Raw genomic sequence first — 22823 nt, 5'->3', positions numbered from 1 at the left:
CCACGGGCGGCTGAAGCCGCCCCTAACACCCATCAGGGCACGCATGCGACGCATGAGAATGCGGGGCGGCATCGCGTGCCCAACACCCTCGGAGATTGATCATGAAAGGCAAGCATCTCACCATGCTCGTGGCAGCGCTGTCACTCAGCGTATCGCCGCTTGCAACACTGCCCGCGGCAGCCCAGCAGGACACCAAGAGCGGCGGCCAGGCCCAATCCGGTTCCGAGACGGGCACCGATGCCGGTTCCAGCGCCAAGGGAACCGGCACGGACTGCGCCCCCGACGCTTCGGGAGCATGCCCGCAAGGCAAGGGCCAGTCATCACAGCAGAAATCGGGCCAGGGTTCGGATACCCAGAAGAGCGCCGAGCCGCCTTCACAGGGCAAGTCTTCGACGAGCGGAACGGCCTCCGGCAAGTCTTCGACAGAAGCCAAACCCGGATCGCAAGACGCCGGCGGCGCCACCACGACCGAACAGAAGCCCGCCGCCAAATCCGGCAGCACCGATGCAAGCGGCTCGGCCACCTCAGGCACGAAGAGCAGCACGCAAAATGCCAAGCCTGCAGAGGGCTCGGGCAACGCCACCACGCAGAGTGGCGACGCATCCAAACAGTCGACCGATCAGAACTCGTCGACGACGAACAAGAGCTCTTCCGAAACCACCGTCAACAACAACACCACGACGAACAATCAGACAACCAACACCAACGTCAACATTTCCGTTGAACAGCAGACCGAAATTCGCCAGGTGGTGAAGGAGGTTCGCGTCGAGCCGGTGAAGGAAGTAGACTTCACGGTCTCCGTCGGGGTGAAAATTCCGAAGAAGGTCCGGCTTGAACCGCTTCCGCCGCGCATCGTGAAGATCGTTCCGCAGTATGAAGCCTACCGCTTCTTCATCCTTGCAGACGGCCGGATCGTCATCGTCGATCCCGATGCGCTGACGATCGTCTACATCATCGAGGTTTAACAATCATGTCCCGGCGGCGCAAAGACGCCGCCGGAGCCGGGGGAGTGAGCAATGATCTACCATGAAGATAAGTCGTCCGGCGTCGCATTTCCCGTCGTCGTCATCCTGATTGCTATGGTCGCCATTGTCGGCAGTCTGGCACTATCCTCGGGCCACCAGACATCGGCTCGGGTTTGGGTTCCCGGTAGCTCGGTAGAGCCTTCATATTTATCGTCACGCTAAAGGGCAGCCGTTGCGCTCGACAATGACGTTGTCCTCCATGTCCGTGAAGACAGACTTCATGCCAAGCTTCTTCAGGGCCGCCCCGGCTTGTCGCCGACAAACCTACTGGGATTGAGATACCGTCTGTGGAAGGCAAGGCCGCTCGATCTTGCGATTGTGTGTCCGCGGCGCCCGGCACGAAACGCGTAACTTACAGTTACATACTTGCGTTTTCACAGTGTCCGGCCACGATCGCGGTCGAAGGCAGAGGATATCCTGCCGCCCGGAACAGATCGCAGCCATTACCGGTCTCAGCCTCGTAGCCGTCAATCGTCAGCAGGTCATTGGACCTGGGAAAAATCTTGGAGGAAGTCATGAATTTTACCCGTCGTACCGTATCGATCGCTGGCTTGAGTCTGTTTGCCGCCACTTCCCTCGGCTCAACTGCCGGAAAGGCCGATGGCCTGATTTCCGACCTCACGGAAGCTTCGGATGATTTCAGCCTCGCGGTCGAGGCCTACACATTCGCCTATCCGTTGGTCACTATGGAGATGACTAGGAGAATTGCAACCAACGTTGCCAAGCTCGAAGCCACTCGCGGTCCTGTGGGCCACCTGATCAAATTTCGCGAATATCCCAACGCGTCGTACCGGGACGTTACGGCCCCGAACGCTGATACGCTGTACACGCAGGCTTGGTTCGACGTCGGCAAGGAGCCTTGGGTTCTCACGATCCCCGATCTGAAGGACCGTTACGCCGTCTTCCCGATGCTGGACGGATGGACAACCGTGTTCGACGTTCCGGGGAAGCGCACCACAGGAACCGACGCGCAGACCTTTGCCATTACAGGCCCAGGCTGGGAAGGCACGCTGCCGGAGGGCGTGAGGCAGTACAAGTCGCCGACCAGCATCGTGTGGCTGCTTGGCCGCATCTACTGCACCGGCACGTCGGAGGACTATGCGGAAGTACATAAGCTTCAAGACGAAATGAAGCTCGCTCCCCTAAGTGCCTACGGGACTGATTGGGCCGCCCCGGATGGTAAGGTGGACCCCTCGATCGACATGAAGACGGCGGTTCGCGAGCAGGTCAACAAGATGGACGCGGTCGAGTACTTTAGCCTCTTCGCCGAACTGCTTAAGACCAATCCGCCAACGGACGCTGATGCGCCGATGGTCGAGCGGCTGGCCCAGATCGGCATCGTTCCGGGACAGGATTTCGACAAGACGAAGTTCGATCCTGCCTTCGCCAAGCGCGTTCCGCAGATCGCCTTCGCCCGCATCATGCTGCATTTCAAATTCAGTGACGGCGACATTCAGGACATCAACGGCTGGGGCTACACGACCAAGACCGGCATCTACGGAACGAACTACATCCAGCGTGCGCTCGTGACCGCCATCGGCCTTGGAGCCAACCGTCCACAAGACGCTATCTATCCGACGTCCATGAAGGCGGACAGCGGTCTGATCAAGAGAGCCTACAACGGTTCGGAAAAATACGTTCTGACCTTCAAGCAGGGCCTGATTCCGCCTGTTTCCGGGTTTTGGTCCCTGACCATGTACGACGCAGACTATTTCTTCGTCGATAACCCGCTAAACCGTTACTCAATCAGCGCCCGCCAGCCGCTCAAGGCCAATGCCGACGGGTCGATCGATCTATTGATCCAGAACGAAGATCCAGGCGCCGACAAGCATTCCAACTGGCTTCCGGCGCCCAAGGGCAAGTTCATCCTGATGATGCGGCTTTATTGGCCCAATGAGAGCAACCCGTCGATCATCGACGGCTCGTGGACGATACCGCCGGTCACGAAGGTGAGTTGAGTTCGGATGTCTGCGAGCGGTCATCGGCGTCTGGGCGCCGGGGCCGACGATCCAATTCAGCTTGCCAGGTGTGATTTCAAGAAATGACGGCATGGCGCGTCCTCCGTTGGTGCGGGTTAAGGACGCGATTCTTCGGCCGTAGCCTCGTGGGGCGATCGCTGCCCCATGACCTGAAACTCACAATACGGGATCGCCTATCAAGCAGGCCGGCAAGCGAAGGCGCGGCCGAGGCCTGGAGCTTGCTGCCGCGATCGATGCGCAGCAATCTGGGCGCGCTGACCTCCTCCCGCTGGGTCAATCCGTGAACGCCGGACGACCACGCGTGAGCGCTAACCAAGAACGTGAAGAAGGCGGCCGTTGCGCAGCCGCCTCCTGTTTGATCAAGCCGTCCGTCTGACCATTCTGGCAATCGCTATCAGGATGCAGGCTCCGATGAAGCCCGCGATCAGATAACCCAGCCATCCGCCAAGGGCGACGCCGAAGAGTGACAGGATAAAGTTGGCGACGATGGCGCCGACAATACCGAGAAGGACGTTCATCAGCACGCCCATGTTGCTCTTCATGAGCAATTCGGCGAGCCAGCCGGCAATGCCGCCGATGATGATGGCGGCGATCCAGCCGATACCTGCATTTTCCATAGCAATTCCCCTTGTGAATTATGAGCGGCCGGCGCGTGCTGTCACGTCTCGCAGATCGAGCTAGACCGATCGCCGAGACTATAACCTTCCGCGGCGCCAGTTGGTTCCATAAGCCCCGCCCCAACAGGTCGCGTGCCCCCTCTTGACCTCGTTCAAGTCACCTGTCGGCCGCGGGCCAGTCGTTCGCAGGCTCCTCGATGACGGCAGTGTCGTCCTCCGCAGGGTCGGGATCGCGCTCAAGGGCTGCGCGCAGATTGCCGATCTCCTTGATGATCGTATCGAAAACGTCCTGCTGCCTAGCCCCGGCCACAACGCAGTCGTCGACGAGATGCTCCAGCTTCGCGCGAAGCCCGACTTTCCAATTATCATTGTTCATGACCTTCTCCTCCACTGCTCGATCAACACGGGGCATGGTCGCTGGCCTGTCCCACCGCCTTTGATGAGCAGGCGGCGGCTTCCGCGCTCAGGAGAAAGTGATGTGTGGCCCTGGTTGGCGGTTCGATCATCGCGAAATCCTGCTGTGCGGGATGAGATCGCGGCGAACGGGTAAGGTGCTCTCCTGGCGTTTCCGCCCGCACCGAGAAATCGGAAAAACCGGTGCGTTCACCATCTCCGTCGCGTCCGATTGGCACGCCGCGACCTCGGCGGATTAACCGATAGCTGCAGCAACGGTTCCGCCCTGTCTGGACTCTTTGCGTCCGTGAAACTGTCTATGGGCTGTCCGTTTCTTCCCGAACCTTTAGAATACGGTCGATAAGACCCCATTCCAATGCTTCTTCCGCCGTCATGAATCGGTCGCGATCCATCCCGCGCTCGAAGTCTTCATAGGAGCGTCCGCAATGCTCCGCATAGAGCCGCGTCATGCGCTGCTTGGTCTTCAGAATTTCTTCGGCATGAATCAGCATGTCGGAAGCCTGCCCTTGGAAGCCACCGGATGGCTGGTGAATGAGGATACTGGCATTGGGCAAAGCAGCTCTTCCGCCGGCCTCGCCTGCCATCAGCAGGAACGATCCCATGGAACGGGCTGTGCCCATGCAAAGCGTATGAACTGGCGCGCGGATAAAGCGCATGGTGTCGTACATGGCGAAGCCGCTGGTCACGACGCCGCCCGGAGAATTGATGTAAAGATTGATCGGCTTGTTTGGATTCTCGGCCTCGAGGAACAGCAACTGTGCGCAGACCAGAGCGGAAACGGTATCGTTGACCTCGCCGTTGAGGAAGATGATGCGTTCGCGCAGAAGGCGGGAGTAAATGTCAAAAGACCGCTCGCCTCTGCTGGATTGTTCCACGACCATAGGGACGAGTTGCATCGCTTCGCGCATCGGCGAACTCCAATCTTCCAGAAATTAAAGGGGAGAGCTTGCCGCGTCAGGCGGCGAGCATGAGCGGCGGACCGTTGCTGTTCGCGGCCGTTTCCGCCGTCCGGTCAAGCCTCGCGTCGGTTAGCTCGTGGATAATGCGCAGGCGGGTGCCGCCGGTCGCGTTCGGGACGATCGTGAACGTCACCGTGCTTTCAAGGAAAGGTGGCGCGTCGTCGCGCAGGCTATAACGGACTTCCTCGCCAGGTGTGATGGTGGCCGGGGTGGGATCGGCCAGAGCGTCTTTCGGCAACCAGTTTTCCCGAAATTCCGGAATGCTGATTGCACGCCAGACCTTTTGCGGCGGTTCATCCAGATCGAATTCGAGTTCGATGCCGTCTTTCTGCTCCTTGGCCTTTCCATCGTTCATTGGTCCATATCCTTCAGCAAGACCTTGAGAGCTTCGATGCGGGCAGGCCAGTAGGCGAGATATTTCGCCAACCATTGTGCGATGAGAGCCAGCCCGTCCGGATCGACTTCGTAATTCACGAAACGCCCCTGCCGTTCTTCCCTCACGAGCTTTGCGCTCCGCAAAACCGAGAGGTGTTGCGACATTGCCGGCTGGCTGATCTCCATGCCCTCACGCAGGGCACTGGCGTTCATGCCGCCCGCCGCCAGCTTCTCGAAGATCGCGCGGCGGGTCGGGTCAGCCAAGGCTCGGAAAATCTCATTCTCGATCATGCACACACATAAGCACACACTTATGCGATTCGCAAGTCCATTTCGCGATGGCTTTTCCGTTGTAGAAGGAGCCACTTTCGCCGTTACTGCGGTGAACGTCCCTTCGCTCGACTTGGCCCTTGGCAGATCACAAAGGCTGCACAAGCAAGCCTGCCGCCAAGGCCTGAAAAGCCTCGACCGCCTTCGGCATCACGCTCTGCGGGTCTTCGCTCGCGGCGATCCAGAGGGCGGCATTGAGAGCCGCGCCGCTCAGCAATCGGGCGGCGGCCTCCGGGTCGAGCGGCTTGAGGATGCCTTGGGCGATCAGGCGCTCAACCGTGCTCTTCGTCACCTGCAGGCAATTGTTCTGGCTCGGCCACTGCGAGGGATCGCCCAGCACCGCCGGTCCGTCGAGCAGGACGATGCGCTGGACTTCGGGATTGAGCGCCATCTCGATATAGGCCGCACCCTCGGCAAGCAGGCCCTGCCAATCACTCCCTGCGCGCGCGCCGATCTCCTGAGCGCGCACCGCCATCTCCGTGTCGATCTGATCGACGACCGCCGCCAGCAGCCCGCGCTTGTCTTGGAAATTGTGGTAGAGCGCGCCCCGTGTCAGTCCGACGTCCGCCGTCAACTCATCCATCGATGCTGCCGAATAGCCCTTTTCCGCAAAGGTCTTGCGCGCCGCCGCGATCAGCTTGACGCGATTTTCCTGCATCGTTTCGCTGCGTTTCCTTGCCATCCGATCCCTCAATTTCATATACGAAGCGTATATGGGCTTGACATACGATGCGTATCTCATACATTTCACATACGAACCGTATATCAAATTGGGCGCGAGATGTGAAGCGATACGTCGCGCTCAACGGTCGTTGTCAACAATGAAGAGAGATCAGAATGACCCAACGCGAAGCAATCTTTCCGGCCGACAGGCACGCTCTTTACGAGAAGCACGGCTATTCCGCCGCGATCCGATCCGGTGATCTGCTGTTTGTATCCGGACAGGTCGGCAGCCGTTCGGACGGAACACCCGAACCCGATTTCGAAAGCCAGGTGCGGCTCGCCTTTGAAAACCTGAAGGCGACGCTCAGTGCCGCCGGCGCAACGCTGGATGATATCGTCGACGTCACCAGCTTCCACACCGATCCCGAAAATCAGTTCGGAACGATCATGGCGGTCAAGCAGGAGATGTTCAGCAAGCCACCCTACCCGAATTGGACCGCCATCGGCGTCAACTGGCTGGCCGGCTTCGACTTCGAGATCAAGGTCATCGCCCGTATTCCGTGAAGTCACTGACATTGCCGGGGCCGCATCCGTCACCGCACGACCTGCCGGCAGGAGAGCGGCCCCGCGCTGCCACCACTTGGATATGACAAAAGCACAACTCTAGGATTATAGGATGGGCCTTACACCGCGGCGCTTCCTCAAGGCGCCCGTGGGATCGTGGGTTACCCCACAACGTTACTGTCTGCTTACATTGCCCCGGCGCCGCAGAGAATAACCCGCAGCGCGCCGCTTTCCCATATATTTAGAAAAATCAACTACATAATCTCGCGGAACAAAGATCTCTCCTGCGTGTTCTGACCGCATGGATCTCATCTGATCCGGAAATGGAAGAAACACATATGAAGAAGATCGTCTTCGCGGCGGCAATTCTGGGCGCGTCTGCCATTGCAGCCTTTGCCCAAACCACACCGGCTCCATCCAAGGATGGAAATACACCTGCGGTTGCAACCCCGGACACCAAAAATCCGACCGCGCCCGTTGAGGGCGCCAACAGCTTTACCGAAGCTCAGGCGAAGGATCGCATTGCGGAAGCGGGTTACACCGACGTCAAGAACCTCAAGCTCGACGACAAGGGGATCTGGCCTCGGCATGAAGGACGGGAAAGCCGTCTCCATTGCTCTCGATTATCAGGGCAACATCGTCGCCAAGTAACCCAAGGAGAAGCATGATGAGAACTGTAACCGGACTTTTCGACGACTACTCGGACGCTCGCTCCGCCGTCACCAAATTGGAAGCGGCAGGCATTCCCTCGAACGACATCAGTATCGTCTCCAACAAGGCTGGCCGCGTCCATCGCGACTCTGACGTTGGCCAGGATGCCGCGACCGGCGCCGTCATCGGCGCTGCCGCCGGTGGCGCCGGCGGCCTGCTCACCGGACTGGGCCTGATGGCCATTCCTGGTGTCGGGCCGGTTGTTGCCGAAGGCTGGCTGGCCATGACTGCGGCCGGGGCTGTCGCCGGCGCCGTCACCGGCGGTGCGGTTGGTGGCCTGATCGGCGCCCTCACCGACTCCGGCGTCCCTGAGGACGATGCCCACTTCTATGCCGAAGGTGTCCGCCGCGGCGGCAGCCTGGTCACGGCCAAGGTCGACGACGCCCGCGCCTCCGAAGCGCAGGCCATCCTCCAGGGTTCGAACTGGGTCGACCCGATCGAACGTCGGCGTGCCTATAACGAGCAGGGGTGGACCCGGTTCGACGACGCGCTCGATCCCTATTCCCCCGAGCAGATCGCGCAAGAACGCGACCGGCATCGCCCGACGATCTAACCGGCCTTGAGTTCAACCCTCCTTGCACGTCGCAGGGAGGGTTGAAGCGTCGATCTCACGCAGAGCAACGGATACCAATCCGCTCAGTTTCCGGTGGCCAATCGTCACTCGTCGCAACTGGCTCAGGTGGTCTTGAGCGTGCCGTTCATCCCTTCCGGATAGAAGCCGCCCTTGCTCACTCCGTCCTTGTCAGTGAGGTAGACGATCCGGAGCACCTCCTGCGGCGTTCTGGTGAACGCGATCGCATCGGGCGTCGAGGGAACGATGTTGGCTTTTCCGTCCCCCTGGATCCCCTGGTCCTTATCGTCTGATCCGCCGATTTTGTCTCGGGCATCGGAGACAGCGTTGGCGGCCTTCCAGGCTTTCTCTCCCTTTCGGTATAGCGTAGATCGCGCCATTCCCATGTGATAGGCCTCGACCGCCAGGATGCCTGCGGCTGCGGCGAGGAAGTCCTTGTTTTTCAGAACTGTCGCCGCACCGGCATAGGCGGTGACGCCGACATCCTCGAACACCATCCCGCCGAGAACGAAGTTCGTCTCGTTGCCGAAGGGGTCGAAGTCCGGCCCGAGGCCCGCTGCTTCCGCGACGGCTTTGAAGCCCGCACCGAAATCGATGGCCGGCCTGTCAACCGCGTTGGAGCCAAGCGTCTTGCGGTAGAAGCGGACGTGCGCGAGTTCGTTTTCCGCGACTTCCTGCATGAATTCGCCGATGGCCGGCGTCTCGAACGAGACTTGCTTGCCACCAACGACGTCGCCGGGTTTCGAACCGGCATCGGCGGCGTCGATGCCCATTCCGGTGGTGCCGCGGAGGTAGTATTCAGCCTCCATATATTCGAGGTTGAGCGCAAAGCGGAAAATGTCCTCGTCCGATATGTCCTGTGCCGATACCGGCGAAGGCCGTGCAATTCCGCTGAGTGCCGCTCCGGCACCGAGTACGATAAGTCCCTGAAGCGACTGACGCCGGGATAGGTGAAGTGCGCCCTGCATGGCGGTCTCCTATGTTTGTTGATTCAACACCGCTGTCAGCACCGCGGCGCCGAATGCATTTGCCTGACGATTAGATGGTCCGGGCCGCCAAAATATTCCCGTGTCCCGCTACAAAAGCCCTGCGAAAGGAGCCGGCGTAATCTCGGCGTGGACGGCGTCTAGAGCCTTTCCGGGTTAGATTGAAGCATTCTGTTGGCTCAAACGGAGTCGGATGGTCGACCGGCCGGCGCGCGCCGTAGCCCAGCTCTACGGCCAAGCCGGCCGGTCGATCAGCGGGCCCGTTTCAGCTAACCCGGAAAGGCTCTAGGTGCGCTCAGTCGCCGCGTTCAACAGATGCGTAGCCTTTCGAACCAGGCGAATTGCGAGCCGATCGAGGACTGATTGCGCGAGGCGGTCACAACGAGCGCCAGCGAAGAGAAACGTATCCGTGAACACGGTGGCGAGTTGGTCCCGCAGCGCTTCGCGAAGCAGCCGGCGTGCGCGATAAAGACGGGTGCTCACTGTCTGAGGTCGCAATGCCAAAAGAAAAGCCGTTTCCTCAATGCTCATTTCCTCGACGTCCCGCATGACAAAGACGATGCGAAAGGGCTCCGGCAAGTCACCGACGGCTCGCTCCAGCAGGCCGCGGATTTCAGCGAGAGCGGCCGCCTCTTCGGGATCAGGCTTGTGTGCGCTGAACGGAGCGACCATGCCTTCGATGGCTTTCGCGTCTACGGTGGGTCGCCTTTTCCGGCGGCGTCCCAGCGCCTCGTTCAGCGCGATCCGGGTGAGCCAGGTCGACAGCCGCGCCTCCGCGCGGAATTCGGCCAGATGGGTGAAGGCGTGGATATAGGTCTCCTGAAGTACGTCCTCCGCCTCGATGTCGTCATTCAGGACGGCGCGGGCGACCCGGTGAAGCCGCAGATTGTGACGCTTGATGATTAGCCAGAATGCGGCGGGGTCAAGCTGTCGCGCGTGTTCAACCAGCCCCGCGTCGTCAAGGTCCTCGATCCTCACCGCCTCGGTGGATCCGCTCGGCTTCATCATAGGCACTCCAGATGCATCAGCTTGCTATGAGATAAGCGTTTCCCGGCTTTTCGGTCCGCGGCCAGGTGGAGACTTGGGACTCTACCGGACCAGAGGTCTGCTGACCAAGTAAATCGGACTTGTTGCGGAGCAGTTCTATCTTCCGGTTTTGGCGCAACTGAAACTTCCAGCGTGGTCGCCGGCGATGCATGCTTTCGCGGCAAAGATGATCTCTACGGCCGACATGAGGGCGCAAAGCAGGCTTATCCTTCGATAACCAAAAAAGTCCGCTCTTAGGGCTGAAGGCGGACCGACAGTTTTCGCCTCCGAGGCGCAGGCTATTCTCCAGGGGTCAAATTGGGTCGACCCGATCGAACGTCGGCGTGCCTATAACGAACAGGGCTGGACCCGGTTCGACGACACGCTCGATCCATACGGGCCCGAGCAGATCGCGCAGGAGCGCGACCGCTATCGTCGGACGATCTAACCCGCCCTTGAGTTCAACCCTCCTTGCATCTGGCGAGGAGGGCTGAGGCGTTGATCTCCCGCTCCGGTCGGCGCTTGAGATCGCCGTGGGCAAAACCCTTTCGACTTCCTGCTCGATGGCCTCGCTGCCAGACAATCAATATTCGTTATCATCGGCCCATCGCGCCGACATGGCAGTCGCGATATTTAATATGAAGGGATTACCTCTCAGGCGTGTTAAGGTCTCTTTGTCGGGCCGAGCCTTCTGGCCGGTTGGCATTGTTGCCGAGTGATGACTTGCTCCGTGAGTCTCCGGCCCATGAGGGCCTCCCTATGCAAACGATCCCCATCGTGCATTTCGAAGCTGCGAGCACTCTTGCCGTGGTGGTATCATCCAACGAGCCGCTGCTGTTCCTATCCGAGGACCTGAAGGTCATCGCGGCGAGCGCGTCGTTCTGCCGGGCCTTCGACATCGACCCCAAGACCGTTTGCGGCCAACGCCTCAGCGAAATTGGCAACGGCGAATGGGCGATGCCCAAGCTTGCATCACTGCTGAGGGCTACCGCCTCTGGAAGTGCCAACATCGAAGCCTACGAAATCGACTTTCAACGGCCAAACCAGAAAACACGGCACTTGGTCGTCAATGCGCGGACGCTCGATGACGGCGATATCGATCATATTCGCCTGCTTCTGGCCATCACCGACGTGACCGATGTGCGCGCCGAGGCTCGGCTGAAAGATGATCTCGTTCGCGATAATGCGATCCTGCTGCAGGAGGTCCAGCACAGGGTGGCAAACAGCCTCCAGATCATTGCCAGCGTACTCATGCAGAGCGCCCGCCGGGTCCAGTCGGAGGAAGCGCGCGGGCACCTCCACAACGCCCATCACCGGGTCATGTCGATTGCAACCCTGCAACGGCAACTCTCGACGTCCAGCGGCGGCAAGGTCGAACTCCGCACCTATTTCACTCAGCTTTGCCAAAGCCTCGGCGCATCGATGATCGCTGACCCGGACAGGCTCTCGATTCAGGTGACGGCCGACGACAGCGCCGTGGACGCGGACGTTTCCGTTCGCTTGGGGCTTATTGTGACCGAGCTTGCAATCAACGCCCTCAAACACGCCTTTCCCGATGAGCGAACGGGCACAATCATCATCGACTATCGATCATCCGGCGACGACTGGGCCCTCTCCGTTACCGACAACGGCATCGGCATGCCTGCGGGTCGCGAAGCACCAAAGGCCGGGCTGGGGACTGGCATTGTGGAGGCGCTGGTAAAGACCCTGAATGGCGAAATTCAGCTGAGCGATGCGGGTCCCGGCACCGCCGTCACCATCAGCAACCAGGAAAGCGCCGGTTCCCGCGACATTTCTACGGCCGCGTAGGAACCGAATGGCTTCCTACGCGCTATCCCATCGGAGCCTGCGATGGCTCACACCTCCAATTGACCGAGTGAGCGATGAGAAATGGCAAGGCGGTCGTCCTGGTCGTCGAAGACAGCACGATCATCCGGATGGGTGCGGTCGATCTGGTGGTATCTGCGGGATACGAAGCGCTGGAGGCCTGCGATGCGGACGAGGCAATCGGCATCCTTGAATCCCGAGACGATGTCGATCTGGTGTTCACCGATGTTCAGATGCCTGGCACGATGGACGGCATCAAGCTCTCCCATTACATCAACGATCGGTGGCCGCCTGTGAGGTTGATTGTTGCGTCGGGCGCAGCAATCCTCGAAGAGAGCAGTCTCCCCACCGGAAGCAGGTTCTTCTCCAAACCCTACGACAGCCACGCGATTACTGATGCAATGGCTCATCTGCTGTCGATCCGGAATTAGACTGGCTGGGAAGTTAAGTCGGCAAACAATGATCATGACGTCGTCGACATCAATCGTCGAGTTCGTGACAAATACGATCCGCATCGCAGGCCAGCCCCCTCCTTCAGGCTGAGGCTGGAGAGAGGTTGCAGCCTGGTTCAATGGGAAGCGCAGCGGCAAGATGCGCCGGTAGCCCGAGGCAAGCACCACGATCAGCCCTCATCTGAGGTGCGGAGGCCAAAGGGGTTATGTGCGTCAAGTTCAGCAAAAAGGGCGGTCATGAGACTGGTCATGCGGCATTGCGGAGAGCGAGTTTCTTATGCTCTCTGAGATCGTCCATGTTGATGTATCGATTGGCCTCCATCCAGTTTTCGTGGGTTTCGACGGCAAGCGCCCTGACCAGGCGCAGGCAGCTTTCGGTGTTGGGAAAGATGCGCACGACGTAGGTTCTACGACGGATTTCCTCGTTGAGGCGCTCGAGCATGTTGGTGCTCTTGAGATGCTTGTGGTGAGTGCGCGGTAGCCGGAAGAAAGTGAGCGTCTGCTCGATGGCTTCCTCGACCCAGCCGGTCAGCCGTGGATATTTTCCCGACCATTTGCCAAGCCAGGCGGAAAGATCGGTTTTCGCCTCGGCGAGATCGCGCCGGTCGTAGATCCATCGCAGTTCCTGCAGGCAATCGTCGCCGTGCTTGCGTGGCAGATGGTCGAGCGCATTGCGCAGGAAGTGCACATAGCAGCGCTGCCAGGCGGCTTCCGGAATGACTTCGCCGATCGCCGCGACGAGGCCGGCATGATCGTCGGAGACGACGAACTCGACACCCTTGAGGCCGCGGGCTTTCAATCCCAACAGGAAGTCCTTCCAGGCCGAGCGGCTCTCGCGGCCGGCCATCTCGACGGACAGGATTTGCCGCCGGCCGTCCCAGTCGATGCCGACGGCGATCAGCACCGCCTGGCTCCTGACGACGCCGCCCTCTCTGACCTTCTCATAACGGGCATCGAGGATGAGATAGGGAAAGGGCTCTTGAAGCGGGCGGCAGGCAAAGGCCTTTAGGCTTTCATCGAGCCGCTTGTTGATCGCCGAGATCGATGAGGCCGAGAACGCATGCCCGCACAGTTCTTCGGTGATCGCCTTGACCTTGCGCGTCGACACCCCCTGCACATACATCTCGGCCAGCGTGGCGACCAGCGCCCGCTCCGAGCGCTGGTAGCGTTCGAACAGCTCGGTGGAGAAGTGTCCCGAGCGGTCCTGCGGCACCCTGAGTTCCAACTTGCCCACCCGCGTTATCAGCGTGCGGCCGTAATGGCCGGAGCGGTAGCCGAGCCGCTCGGGCGTGCGTTCGCCTTTCGCGGCTCCCAAAGCCTCGTCCATCTCGGCTTCAAGGACCTCCTGCATCACCGCGCGCAGCACCTCGTGCAGCCCATCGGGGTTCGAAAGCAGAATGTCTTTGACGGTAGCAACAGCAGTCTTATCTTCTGTCTTGGTCATGGTGGCGTTCCTTCCAGGGAATCAGGTGACGTTGAACATCACCAGCCTGCCATGACCGCCCCTCTCAGTGAATTTGCAGAACCTTCCGCACACTACCGCCAAAGCCGGAGCCTCGAAGGACGAGGGCGGGTGACGACACGGTTGCGTCTGAAGCCGCTCCCCCACCCTGCACCTTACCAATCCGTAAGTTGTGGCCAAGCCCTCCTCTCGGCTAGATCTCGTCCCCAGGCATTCGGGAACGATCGGGCTGATGCGAATCCTGCTTATCGAGGACGATACCAAGACGTCCGATTATATCGCCAAGGGCTTCTCCGAGGCCGGGCATGTCTGTGACGTGGTTGGCGACGGCCGCGATGGGCTGTTTCAGGCGCAGCGCGAGGCCTATGACGTCATCGTCGTCGATCGCATGCTTCCGGGCCTCGACGGTCTGGCGATCGTGCGTTCACTGAGGGCTGCCAAGGTCGGCACATCGGCGCTGTTCCTGACGTCGATCGGCGGCGTTGACGATCGGGTCGAGGGGCTGGAGGCGGGCGGCGACGATTATCTCGTCAAACCCTTTGCCTTTTCCGAGCTGATGGCGCGCGTCAATGCGCTTGGCCGGCGGCCGCCGGTGCAGGAGCAGAGGACGGTGCTGAAGGTTGCCGATCTCGAGCTCGATCTGATCCGGCGGGAGGCCCGCCGCGCCGGCCAGGTGATCGAGCTGCAGCCGCGCGAATTCACCCTGCTCGAAGTGCTGATGCGCGGCGAAGGCCGGGTCATCACCAAGACGATGCTGCTGGAGCGGGTCTGGGATTTCCACTTCGATCCGAAGACCAGCGTCGTCGAGACCCATATCAGCCGCCTCAGGGCAAAAGTCGACAAGCCGTTCCAGGTCCAGCTTCTGCATACGGTCCGCAACACCGGATACAGCCTGCATGCGCCTCGAACAGGATGATTTCAGGCCCATCGGCCTGAAAATCTCAAATCCTGTTCGCAATTTAAAGAGTAAGAGCATGATGTCGTCCGAAAACCGCGCACACTTTTCGGCATCATGCTCCAGCCTGCGCAGGAGCACGCCGTTCCGCCTTGCCGTCACCTTCGGCGTGCTCTTCGTCGTCACCTTCATCTTGAGCGGCGCGATCATCTATCACATGCTGCGCCTCGGCCTTGAGCGCGATCTCGAACAGTCGCTGAAAGAGATGAATTCGCTTGTTGTCTCGACCTACGAGCCCAATGACACCCAGGACCTGGTCAACACGCTGAACAATTATGCGAGCTTCCAGTCGACCTCCGACGGGCTTTATTCGCTGACGGATACAGGCGGGCGCAAACTTGCCGGCAATTTCGCCGCACCCCGCATCCCGAACGGCGTCTATACCGTCACCTCCAGGGATGTCGGGCTGAAGGGGCATGAACGCTACCGGATGCAGGTCTCGACCATCGGCCCCTATAGCCTGGTGGTGGCGGAAAACTTCAACGATGTCGACGAGATGTTGCGCATCGTGCTGGTCAGCTTCGAATGGGCCGCCGCGATCGTCGTCGCGACCGCGATCGGCGGCGGCGTCTTTCTCGCCGTTCGCGCCCAGGCGCGGCTGGATAGGGTCGCCCTCACCATGAACGACGTCTCCCACGGCGCGCTCGACGCCCGCATTGCCATCACCGGCAACGGCGACGATCTCGATACGGTGGCGATCCAGATCAACGCGGCGCTGGAGCGGCTGCAGAGATTGGTCGAGAGCATGCGGCAGGTGAGCGCCGATATCGCCCACGACCTGAAGACGCCGCTCAACAGGCTGCGCCTGACGCTGGATGCCGCGGCGGCCGGAAACGACCAGCAGGCGGATGTTTCGGCCCTGCTTGACGAAGCCAGACACGAGAGCGACCGGATCAACGCCACCTTCGAGGCGCTGCTGCGCATTTCGCAGATCGAGGCCGGCGCCCGCAAGGCGCGTTTCCAGGCGACCGATCTCGACGCCGTGCTTGCGGTGATTTCCGAGGTCTATGTCGATGTCGCGGAAGACGCGCTGATGGCGCTTGATATCGCGGAGCGCTGTCCCGCGCTCATCCGCGGCGACCGTGATCTGTTGACGCAGATGATCGCCAACCTGGTGGAAAACGCCATCAACCACTGCCCGGCCGGAACCGAGATCACCGTTTCGCTGCGCTGTCAGGGCGGCCGCGCCATCGTTGCGGTCGCCGATACCGGTCCGGGTATTCCCGCCGATGAAAGGGACAAGGTCTTCCGGCGTCTCTACCGGCTCGACAAGAGCCGCGCGACGCCGGGAAGCGGGCTCGGGCTCAGCCTCGTCAAGGCGATCGCCGACCTGCATTCGGCTGACATCACCATGGCGGACAATCATCCCGGCCTCATCGTTTCGATCGGCTTCCCGTTGATGCCGGCGGAGAGGTCCTAAAGCGCGTCGCGATCTTTCAGATTCACGCTATTCGGCAGCAACTGCCACCAACTTTGCTCTGTTGAAAAACCTAACGTCGGGTTCCGGGCAGCCTGGGCCGGCCTCGCACCCTTGCGGATAGGACTCAAGCCAGCGGCGTGATGTTCTGATTGAGACGGAACATATTGTGCGGATCGAACCTCGTCTTCAGGCACGCAAGCCGCTGGTACTTCTCCGGGCCATACGCATCTAAAGCTACGACCGTCCCGGCATCAGCCTGCTCGTTGACGTAGTTCCCGGCCATCGAGAGCTTCGAAAGCGATTTGCCCGTGATCCGTCCCCAAGCAATGCATCGGTCGTCATCGGCAGCGACGTCCCAGACCGGCTCTGCAATCCAGTAGTAGCTTGCACCTCTTCCCGTATACGCAGTTGCCTCGTCCGGTACATCGGAGACCGCTCCGCCAAGCTGCAACACGTAAATTTCGGAATCCGGCGTTGGCGCATCGGCGATTGCCAGCATGATAGCGTCTATGACTTCATCGGTGATTTCCGACCAGAATCCTCCCTTGCAATAATATCGTCGTGACCATGCGAAGTGCTCGTCGTTACGGCTCTGCAGGCTGAGATAGGGCAGCTTGTCGACGCTCCCTATGCCGCCATCGGTAAGCGCCCCGAACGGTGACAGAACCGAGTGAGTGAGGGCAGCATCCCCTGACCAAACCGCTGTCACGCTGAGACCCGTGGCTGTCGCGGTGAAGTTGAGCGTAAAGTCGCGCGGTTGGCCATGCGCGCGGTCGCGCAGCGCCTGTAGGGCTTGCCTCATGTTGGCCGCAGGATAGCTCCATTGGCCGACTACGATGGAACCAAGCGGATGCATCCTGAACCTAAATCGGGTGACTACGCCGAAGTTGCCACCGCCGCCGCGGATGCCCCAGAAGAGTTCAGGTTCAGACGTTGCGCTTGCCCAAACGACGTCGCCAGCCGCGGTCACGATCTCCGCGCCCAGCAAGCTGTCGATGGTAAGGCCGTATCTCCTGCTGGCCCATCCCATGCCGCCACCCAGGGTCAGACCTGCCACACCCGTATGCGAAATCACGCCTGCCGGTACCACGAAACCTTCGGGAACGGTCGCGCGATCGAGATCGCCAAGTAGTGCCCCGCCGCCGACCTCGATCGTGTGCGTATCTCGATCGATGGCAATGGCAGTTAGGTCCGATAGATCGAGAACAAGTCCCCCATCGCAGGTCGAAAATCCCGGAAGGCTGTGGCCGCCGCCGCGCACCGCAAGCAGGGCGTGAGATGCCGCCGCTGCATGCACGACCTTGCGGACATCATCTACACTTTGCGGGCGGACAATCGCAGCAGGCCGTCGATCGGCGACACCGTTCCATACTTTGCGATAGCGCTCATAATCCCGATGGTCCGCCGTGATGATAGGGCAGCGGGGTCCTACCAAAGAAAGTTCTCTCAGCAGTAAATTGGACATGTCGTGTCCCCCGACGCTCGCACGACTTCTAGCACACAGTGATCGGATCCGGAATATCCTTCGATGGAGTAAACGTCAGGTGGCAGTTGCTACCGAACAGCGCAGAAAACCGCTGAGCAGTTTTGCGCGACATGCTCTAACCTCCCATCCGCCAAGCCGCGAGCCGGCGGAAGCGGCGAGCAAAGCGGCGCACCTCAGTCGCCGTGCGATAGGGCAGGACGCTCCACGGCCGGCGGCGGCCAAGCCGGTATGCCGACAGCCCTGCCTGGATCTGGGAACAGGGATCGGCCCTTTGGCTCACCGGCGCCGGATCGACGAAACAGGCGCTCAGCCCATCATCGAACTCCAGATCGAAGGCGAGATCATAGGGCAGGCGCATGGGGACAAGCGCACCGGCGATCCACTCCGCTGCCTTGCGGTTGATCAGATAAGCGCCGGACCCCTTCTCGCGGGTCAGCGCAATGGCGAGCGAGCGCGACGCGGTCAGCGGCTCCACCTTGTGCTTTCGCCCGGAATTGACGGTCGACAGCCGCAGGATGTCCCAGCGCGCCTGGTGCTCGAGGGCGGCATCGAGCAGCTCGGCCAGATCGTCATCGAAATCGAGATCGTCTTCCAGAATGAGCGCGAACTCGGCATTGCTGGCAAGGAAGCGCTTGGCGCATTCGACATGGCTGAGATAACAGCCGATCTCGAAAGGGTTCGGCCGGCGGCCGTGCCGGCTGAGATAGGCTGCTTCGTCGAAGCCCGGATGCGGCAGGCTCAGCCCCGCGCCATCGACCGCCGCCACCCGCTCGAAGGCAAGGCCGAAGCTTGCCAGCAGGCGTTCCATTCGAAACCGGCGCAATGGCGCCCGGTCGAGATTGATCAGGTAGGTGTTGACCCGCAGGCTGACCGGATGGATCGCCGGCATAAGGGCGGCAGGTGTGGTGCGCATGTTCATGAGAGCTGGCCTCGACTTGACAATGATGGCGCCAAGCCTGCGCTCCAAACCTCACGGGGACCTCGCTGGAACTATACATTTTGGTAAAGTGCGGAGGTCGAACGGCCGGGGCTGCATTTCTTACGGATTGGTATGATCCCGGCAAAGTGCGCGCAAGAATGGCGCGCTACCAGCTCTCGTGCGGCACGCAGTGGACGCCTCCCTTCCCGCGATCGAAACCGACAACCAGCGAGCCTTCGATGACGACAGCGACCACTGCGTGCCACGCCGGATGACCCTTGGCTTGAGCAACCTTCTCAGCGCCCCACTCTTAAACCCCGACGGAGACCAATGATGAAACCACGTGCCAGACTGCTGCCCCTTTTCGCCGGAGCTGCCATTCTCGCCTGTTTGCCCGGAGCAAGCTTTGCGGCCGCCACCGTGATCAATGTCACGGAAGATGGAGAGGGCGGCGGTGCAATGTCGCTGAAGCTCGACCCGCCAACGGTGAAAGCCGGGCCCGCGACCTTCGCAGTCCATAATGATGCGATGACGGAGCAGCATGAAATGCTCGTCGTTCGCCTGAAATCTCCGGACCTGCCTATTCCGGTCAACGCTGCCAAAAACCGCGTCGATGAATCAAAGCTGAAAAGCCTTGGGGAGGTTTCCGATCTGAAACCGGGGGCCAGCGGCAAACTGAATGCCAGGCTGGTGCCTGGGACCTACCTGCTCTTTTGCAATATGAAGGGACACTACGAAGCCGGGATGGAAGCCAGGCTGACGGTTACGCCGTAGGCGTGGCAAGGGCTTGCCAGCAGGACCGCTTCCGGCCCAGTTGTGTCGGCAACGTTTATCGTAAAAAGTTGCGACATGAGTGAACACATCAAGATCGACATTCGCGCCCTCCCCAAAATTGGGTGGGATCATTGGGATTCTATCGGAATTCGTCAGCTCGATGATCCGGCTTGGCGAAGCAACGCAGCCGATGAATACGACACCTATCTCCTTCAGGCTGCCAACATGATCCTGCAGGGCGCGACATGCGAAACGGTTGCTGCCTATGTCTATGGCGCTCGGACCTCCAAGCGAGGCCGTTCATCGCGCTTCCCTGCTTACGGCCGAAGCGATCTCGGCCTATTTGCAGGTCGATCGAGCAAGCTTCTGACACACAGGCGTCTTCGAACAGTCTTCGGAAAGGGGAAAATCTTGGCCGAGAATGATTATGATGCCTTCGCGGCGGCTTATGACGCCGATAACGAGGTCAATGCCTGGAATGCCTATTACGAGCGGCCGGCTATTCTTGCCCTGGTTGGCAATGTCGCCGGGCTTTCCGTGCTCGATGCGGGATGCGGCGGCGGGGCGCATTCAGCAGCGCTCATCGAGCGCGGGGCTGTTGTGACCGGGATCGACGCCAGTGCGGGCATGCTTGAGATCGCGCAACGTCGGCTGGAAGGGCGCGCGCGCCTGCTAACGGCTGATCTGAACGAAGCATTGCCGTTTGCGGACAGAGCTTTCGATCTGATCCTTGCCTCGCTCGTCATGCATTATCTGCCCGACTGGTCGAAGCCGCTTTCGGAATTCAACCGGCTGCTGCCCGAAGGCGGCCGCCTGGTCTTTTCCACCCACCATCCCTTCATGGATCACGCCTCGACCGGCCGCGACAATTATTTCGAGACCTACAGCTTCGATGAGACCTGGCAGCGCGGCGGCAAGGATATCGCCATGCGCTTCTGGCACCGGCCGCTGCATGCCATGTTCGACGCGCTGAAGTCGGCCGGATTTCAGATCGATATCGTCAGCGAGCCCCAGCCCGACCCGCGCGCCCGGACGCTTTTTCCGCAGGCCTATCAGAGCCTGACGACCAAGCCGCGGTTTCTGTTTTTCTCGGCGGTGAAAGCGTGACGACGGGTGCTCGCGTTGGGGTCTCTTGACCCTATCGGGCGTGGTGTTCCGAGGTGCCGGAGCATGAGACGGTCGCGGAGCTGTTCCTGCCGTTGAAATAGCACAGCCGGATGGCAGCTTGTCCCTTCTGGTCGCCAGAAGCGGACAAGCCGTTGTCCACCCCGGTGAAGGTTTTTCGTCATCGAAGGATAAGGCTGCTTTGCGCCCCAGGAGGGTCACGGAGCGACCGGACAAGATTGGGCGGTAGACTTCGTTTTTCGCTCCTGCGCGGTCGTGCTTCATTGCGACCACACACCACGCCGCGTCCGAGTAACGAGCGAGTTCCGGTCATTTGCCAAAATTGCGCCGGCCAGACCCCTGAAAGAATGAAGAGCCGTCGGCGAAGACCTGGTGTATGCTAGGCGACGGATCCGTCACACCTGAGGATCGTCATGGTCGGTTCGCCAGCAACTGCCACCCTTATCCTCAACAAGGTTGTCGTCGACCTGGAAGGCGAGACGCTCCGGCCTGAGAACGGCGATGCAATCGCCCTCAGGCCGCAGGCCTTTGCGGTCCTTCGCCACCTCGTCCAGAACGCGAACAGGCTGGTCAGCAAGGCCGAGCTGCTTGAAGCCGTCTGGGGAGGCGCCGCCGTTACCGACGACAGTCTCGTTCAATGCATCCACGAGATCCGGCGAGCGCTCGGCGACGACCGGTATGCGGTCTTGGCCACCGTCTCGCGGCGGGGCTACCGCCTGTCGCTGGAGCGTAGCGACGAGAGTGCGCTCGGCGGCCCTTCGATCGCCGTGCTGCCGTTCGCCACCATGCGCGGCGACGAGCCCAATGACTACTTCGCCGATGGGCTGGTCGAGGACATCATCACCAACCTCTCGAAGATCCCGGGTCTGTTCGTCATCGCACGCAATTCCTCCTTCGGCTTCAGGGGCGAGAAAGCCGATCTGCGCACAATTGCCGCCGAACTACGCGTTCGCTACCTGCTGCAGGGCAGCTTGCGGCAGTCCGGGGGGAGGCTGAGGATCAATGCCCAGCTTGTCGACGGCGCATCGGCCACTAATGTCTGGGCCGACAGGTTCGAGGGCGCGGCAACGGACGTGTTCGATCTCCAGGATCAGTTGACTGAGCAGATCGTGGGTTCGATCGAACCGAGTGTCCGCCGTGCGGAGATCGAGCGTGCGCACCGCAAGCGGCCCGAAAGTCTGGACGCGTACGATCTCTACCTTCGGGCGCTGCCGCACGCCCACGCGAACACGCCCGTCGAGACGGACAAGGCCCTGCAATTGCTGGCGCGCTCGATCGAGCTTCAGCCCGACTATGTCGCTGCGCATGGCTATGCCGCATGGTGTTACGAGCAGCGCTACCTGCGCAACGGGTTGGATCCCGCAGACAAGGCGACCGCACTCAGCCACGCCGACATTGCGTTAGGCATCAACAGCGACGACCCGCAGGCGATGAGCATCGGCGCGTTCGTCCGCGCCAACCTCACCCGGGACTACGACGCCGCCGTCGAGGTGCTCGACCGGGCTCTCGCATTGAACAACAATTCGGCCCTGGCCTTTGGCTTCAGCGCTTTGGTCAGTGCCCACAGCGAGCGACACCAGCGGGCGGTGGAACATGCGCACAAGGCGCTGCGGCTGAGCCCGCTCGACGATCCGCTGAGCTACCATCCCTACTGCGCACTCGCCCTGACCCACCTCTTTGCCGGCGCCTTCGCCGACGCAGCCAGATACGCCGCTCTGGCGGTCCGGGCAAATCCCGGCTTCAGCATCCCGTACGCCTATCTGGCGGCCAGCCACGTCGGCCTTGGCAATGTCGAAGCCGCGCACTCTGCGGCACGACGACTGATCGAGGTGGCGCCGAATTTCTCGGTCGGCGGCTACGTGCGAACGAACCTGTTTCAGCCGTACTTGATGGACGCGCTGGCAGCGGCCTTGCGAACGGCAGGGCTTCCCGAATGACGCCGGCCAGCGGCGGCCAAACCGCGCGTCAGATGCGGCGCTGTCACAAGCCGCCGGTCCCCAGATCATATCCGTTGGACGGATAGACCAGTCGAGCCGCGATGCGAACAACATCTGCGTCATGAAACGTCCATGACGCATCTCCTGCCTTGGTCGGCGTCGAGGAATTCGCGGGCGACCATATCAGCAAATGCCTTTCTAATTCGAAACGGGGTCGGGCAAAGATGCCGATCGGGGAAATATCGT

The 22823-nt window shown here is 60.8% G+C and carries 23 protein-coding genes and 1 pseudogene; 12 read left to right on the top strand and 12 right to left on the bottom strand.

Going from position 1 to position 22823, the window contains the following annotated elements; all coding sequences use genetic code 11:
- The first annotated feature begins 101 nt into the window (after nucleotides 1-101).
- Both BA011_RS01330 and BA011_RS01325 read left to right on the top strand, forming a co-directional pair.
- Nucleotides 102-965, top strand: a complete 864-nt coding sequence (locus BA011_RS01330) for a DUF1236 domain-containing protein (RefSeq protein ID WP_065279153.1) — start codon at nucleotides 102-104, stop codon at nucleotides 963-965.
- 575 nt (nucleotides 966-1540) lie between these two features.
- Nucleotides 1541-2983, top strand: a complete 1443-nt coding sequence (locus tag BA011_RS01325) for a DUF1254 domain-containing protein (RefSeq protein ID WP_065279152.1) — start codon at nucleotides 1541-1543, stop codon at nucleotides 2981-2983.
- Between the two features lie 380 nt (nucleotides 2984-3363).
- Here the strand turns inward: BA011_RS01325 and BA011_RS01320 are convergent, their stop codons facing one another.
- From BA011_RS01320 to BA011_RS01295, 6 genes are all read right to left on the bottom strand, one after another.
- Nucleotides 3364-3621, bottom strand: a complete 258-nt coding sequence (locus tag BA011_RS01320; RefSeq protein ID WP_027668475.1) for a GlsB/YeaQ/YmgE family stress response membrane protein — start codon at nucleotides 3619-3621, stop codon at nucleotides 3364-3366.
- A 157-nt stretch (nucleotides 3622-3778) separates the two neighbouring features.
- Nucleotides 3779-3997 (bottom strand): hypothetical protein, encoded by a 219-nt coding sequence (locus tag BA011_RS01315; RefSeq protein ID WP_065279151.1) that lies wholly within the window; start codon nucleotides 3995-3997, stop codon nucleotides 3779-3781.
- 334 nt (nucleotides 3998-4331) lie between these two features.
- Nucleotides 4332-4943, bottom strand: a complete 612-nt coding sequence (locus BA011_RS01310; protein ID WP_065279150.1) for an ATP-dependent Clp protease proteolytic subunit — start codon at nucleotides 4941-4943, stop codon at nucleotides 4332-4334.
- Nucleotides 4944-4989: 46 nt separating this feature from the next.
- Nucleotides 4990-5349 (bottom strand): SRPBCC family protein, encoded by a 360-nt coding sequence (locus tag BA011_RS01305; RefSeq protein ID WP_065279149.1) that lies wholly within the window; start codon nucleotides 5347-5349, stop codon nucleotides 4990-4992.
- Complete coding sequence (locus BA011_RS01300; protein WP_065279148.1) at nucleotides 5346-5660, bottom strand: ArsR/SmtB family transcription factor; 315 nt, start codon at nucleotides 5658-5660, stop codon at nucleotides 5346-5348. Before BA011_RS01300 ends, BA011_RS01305 begins: the two co-directional genes overlap by 4 nt.
- Before the next feature lie 127 nt (nucleotides 5661-5787).
- Entirely contained in the window at nucleotides 5788-6399 is a 612-nt protein-coding gene (locus BA011_RS01295; protein ID WP_065282363.1) for a TetR/AcrR family transcriptional regulator, read from the bottom strand.
- A 137-nt stretch (nucleotides 6400-6536) separates the two neighbouring features.
- Between BA011_RS01295 and BA011_RS01290 the strand changes: the two genes are divergently transcribed.
- The 3 genes and pseudogenes from BA011_RS01290 (at nucleotide 6537) to BA011_RS01280 (ending at nucleotide 8190) form a co-directional block, all read left to right on the top strand.
- Nucleotides 6537-6926, top strand: a complete 390-nt coding sequence (locus BA011_RS01290) for a RidA family protein (protein WP_027668482.1) — start codon at nucleotides 6537-6539, stop codon at nucleotides 6924-6926.
- 338 nt (nucleotides 6927-7264) lie between these two features.
- Nucleotides 7265-7577: pseudogene (locus tag BA011_RS01285) on the top strand (PepSY domain-containing protein).
- 16 nt (nucleotides 7578-7593) lie between these two features.
- The gene (locus tag BA011_RS01280; protein ID WP_065279147.1) at nucleotides 7594-8190 is read left to right on the top strand and encodes a general stress protein; all 597 of its coding nucleotides are present in this window, start codon (nucleotides 7594-7596) and stop codon (nucleotides 8188-8190) included.
- Between the two features lie 122 nt (nucleotides 8191-8312).
- Here BA011_RS01280 and BA011_RS01275 read toward each other — a convergent pair whose 3' ends face one another.
- The 3 genes from BA011_RS01275 to BA011_RS01265 form a co-directional block, all read right to left on the bottom strand.
- Nucleotides 8313-9176 (bottom strand): ferritin-like domain-containing protein, encoded by an 864-nt coding sequence (locus BA011_RS01275; protein ID WP_065279146.1) that lies wholly within the window; start codon nucleotides 9174-9176, stop codon nucleotides 8313-8315.
- 303 nt (nucleotides 9177-9479) lie between these two features.
- Nucleotides 9480-10202 (bottom strand): RNA polymerase sigma factor, encoded by a 723-nt coding sequence (locus BA011_RS01270; RefSeq protein ID WP_065279145.1) that lies wholly within the window; start codon nucleotides 10200-10202, stop codon nucleotides 9480-9482.
- 331 nt (nucleotides 10203-10533) lie between these two features.
- On the bottom strand, nucleotides 10534-10803 hold the full coding sequence (locus tag BA011_RS01265) for a hypothetical protein (protein ID WP_065279144.1): 270 nt from the start codon (nucleotides 10801-10803) through the stop codon (nucleotides 10534-10536).
- Nucleotides 10804-10979: 176 nt separating this feature from the next.
- On the opposite strand from BA011_RS01265, the gene BA011_RS01260 reads away from it, so the two are divergent.
- Together BA011_RS01260 and BA011_RS01255 are read left to right on the top strand one after the other, a co-directional pair.
- Nucleotides 10980-12029: a sensor histidine kinase gene (locus tag BA011_RS01260; RefSeq protein WP_065279143.1), complete on the top strand. Its 1050-nt coding sequence runs from the start codon at nucleotides 10980-10982 to the stop codon at nucleotides 12027-12029.
- 74 nt (nucleotides 12030-12103) lie between these two features.
- Nucleotides 12104-12478 carry a response regulator gene (locus BA011_RS01255; protein ID WP_065279142.1) on the top strand — a complete coding sequence of 125 codons (375 nt, stop codon included), beginning with the start codon at nucleotides 12104-12106 and terminating at the stop codon, nucleotides 12476-12478.
- A 268-nt stretch (nucleotides 12479-12746) separates the two neighbouring features.
- On the opposite strand, the gene BA011_RS01250 is transcribed toward BA011_RS01255, so the two are convergent.
- Entirely contained in the window at nucleotides 12747-13943 is a 1197-nt protein-coding gene (locus BA011_RS01250; RefSeq protein WP_065279141.1) for an IS256 family transposase, read from the bottom strand.
- A 250-nt stretch (nucleotides 13944-14193) separates the two neighbouring features.
- Here BA011_RS01250 and BA011_RS01245 point away from each other — a divergent pair, with 250 nt between their 5' ends.
- Together BA011_RS01245 and BA011_RS01240 are read left to right on the top strand one after the other, a co-directional pair.
- Nucleotides 14194-14877 carry a winged helix-turn-helix domain-containing protein gene (locus BA011_RS01245; RefSeq protein ID WP_065279140.1) on the top strand — a complete coding sequence of 228 codons (684 nt, stop codon included), beginning with the start codon at nucleotides 14194-14196 and terminating at the stop codon, nucleotides 14875-14877.
- Nucleotides 14878-14935: 58 nt separating this feature from the next.
- A complete protein-coding gene (locus BA011_RS01240; RefSeq protein WP_065282362.1) occupies nucleotides 14936-16336 on the top strand; it encodes a HAMP domain-containing sensor histidine kinase in 1401 nt (466 codons plus the stop codon).
- A 124-nt stretch (nucleotides 16337-16460) separates the two neighbouring features.
- Here BA011_RS01240 and BA011_RS01235 read toward each other — a convergent pair whose 3' ends face one another.
- Nucleotides 16461-17801, bottom strand: a complete 1341-nt coding sequence (locus BA011_RS01235; RefSeq protein ID WP_065279139.1) for an FAD-binding oxidoreductase — start codon at nucleotides 17799-17801, stop codon at nucleotides 16461-16463.
- A 136-nt stretch (nucleotides 17802-17937) separates the two neighbouring features.
- Nucleotides 17938-18741: a glycosyltransferase family 25 protein gene (locus tag BA011_RS01230; protein ID WP_065279138.1), complete on the bottom strand. Its 804-nt coding sequence runs from the start codon at nucleotides 18739-18741 to the stop codon at nucleotides 17938-17940.
- A 333-nt stretch (nucleotides 18742-19074) separates the two neighbouring features.
- Here BA011_RS01230 and BA011_RS01225 point away from each other — a divergent pair, with 333 nt between their 5' ends.
- The 3 genes from BA011_RS01225 to BA011_RS01215 all read left to right on the top strand — a co-directional run bounded on the left by BA011_RS01225 (nucleotide 19075) and on the right by BA011_RS01215 (nucleotide 22577).
- Nucleotides 19075-19515 (top strand): copper resistance protein, encoded by a 441-nt coding sequence (locus tag BA011_RS01225; RefSeq protein WP_065279137.1) that lies wholly within the window; start codon nucleotides 19075-19077, stop codon nucleotides 19513-19515.
- Between the two features lie 411 nt (nucleotides 19516-19926).
- On the top strand, nucleotides 19927-20622 hold the full coding sequence (locus BA011_RS01220) for a class I SAM-dependent methyltransferase (protein ID WP_065282361.1): 696 nt from the start codon (nucleotides 19927-19929) through the stop codon (nucleotides 20620-20622).
- A gap of 431 nt (nucleotides 20623-21053) precedes the next feature.
- Nucleotides 21054-22577: a winged helix-turn-helix domain-containing tetratricopeptide repeat protein gene (locus BA011_RS01215; RefSeq protein WP_065279136.1), complete on the top strand. Its 1524-nt coding sequence runs from the start codon at nucleotides 21054-21056 to the stop codon at nucleotides 22575-22577.
- Nucleotides 22578-22823: the final 246 nt, after the last annotated feature.

Source organism: Rhizobium leguminosarum (genome assembly GCF_001679785.1).
In the GTDB taxonomy this organism is placed as follows: domain Bacteria; phylum Pseudomonadota; class Alphaproteobacteria; order Rhizobiales; family Rhizobiaceae; genus Rhizobium; species Rhizobium leguminosarum_R.
The sequence above is the reverse complement of the archived record's forward strand: the minus strand, read 5'-3'. Positions and strand labels throughout refer to the sequence as shown.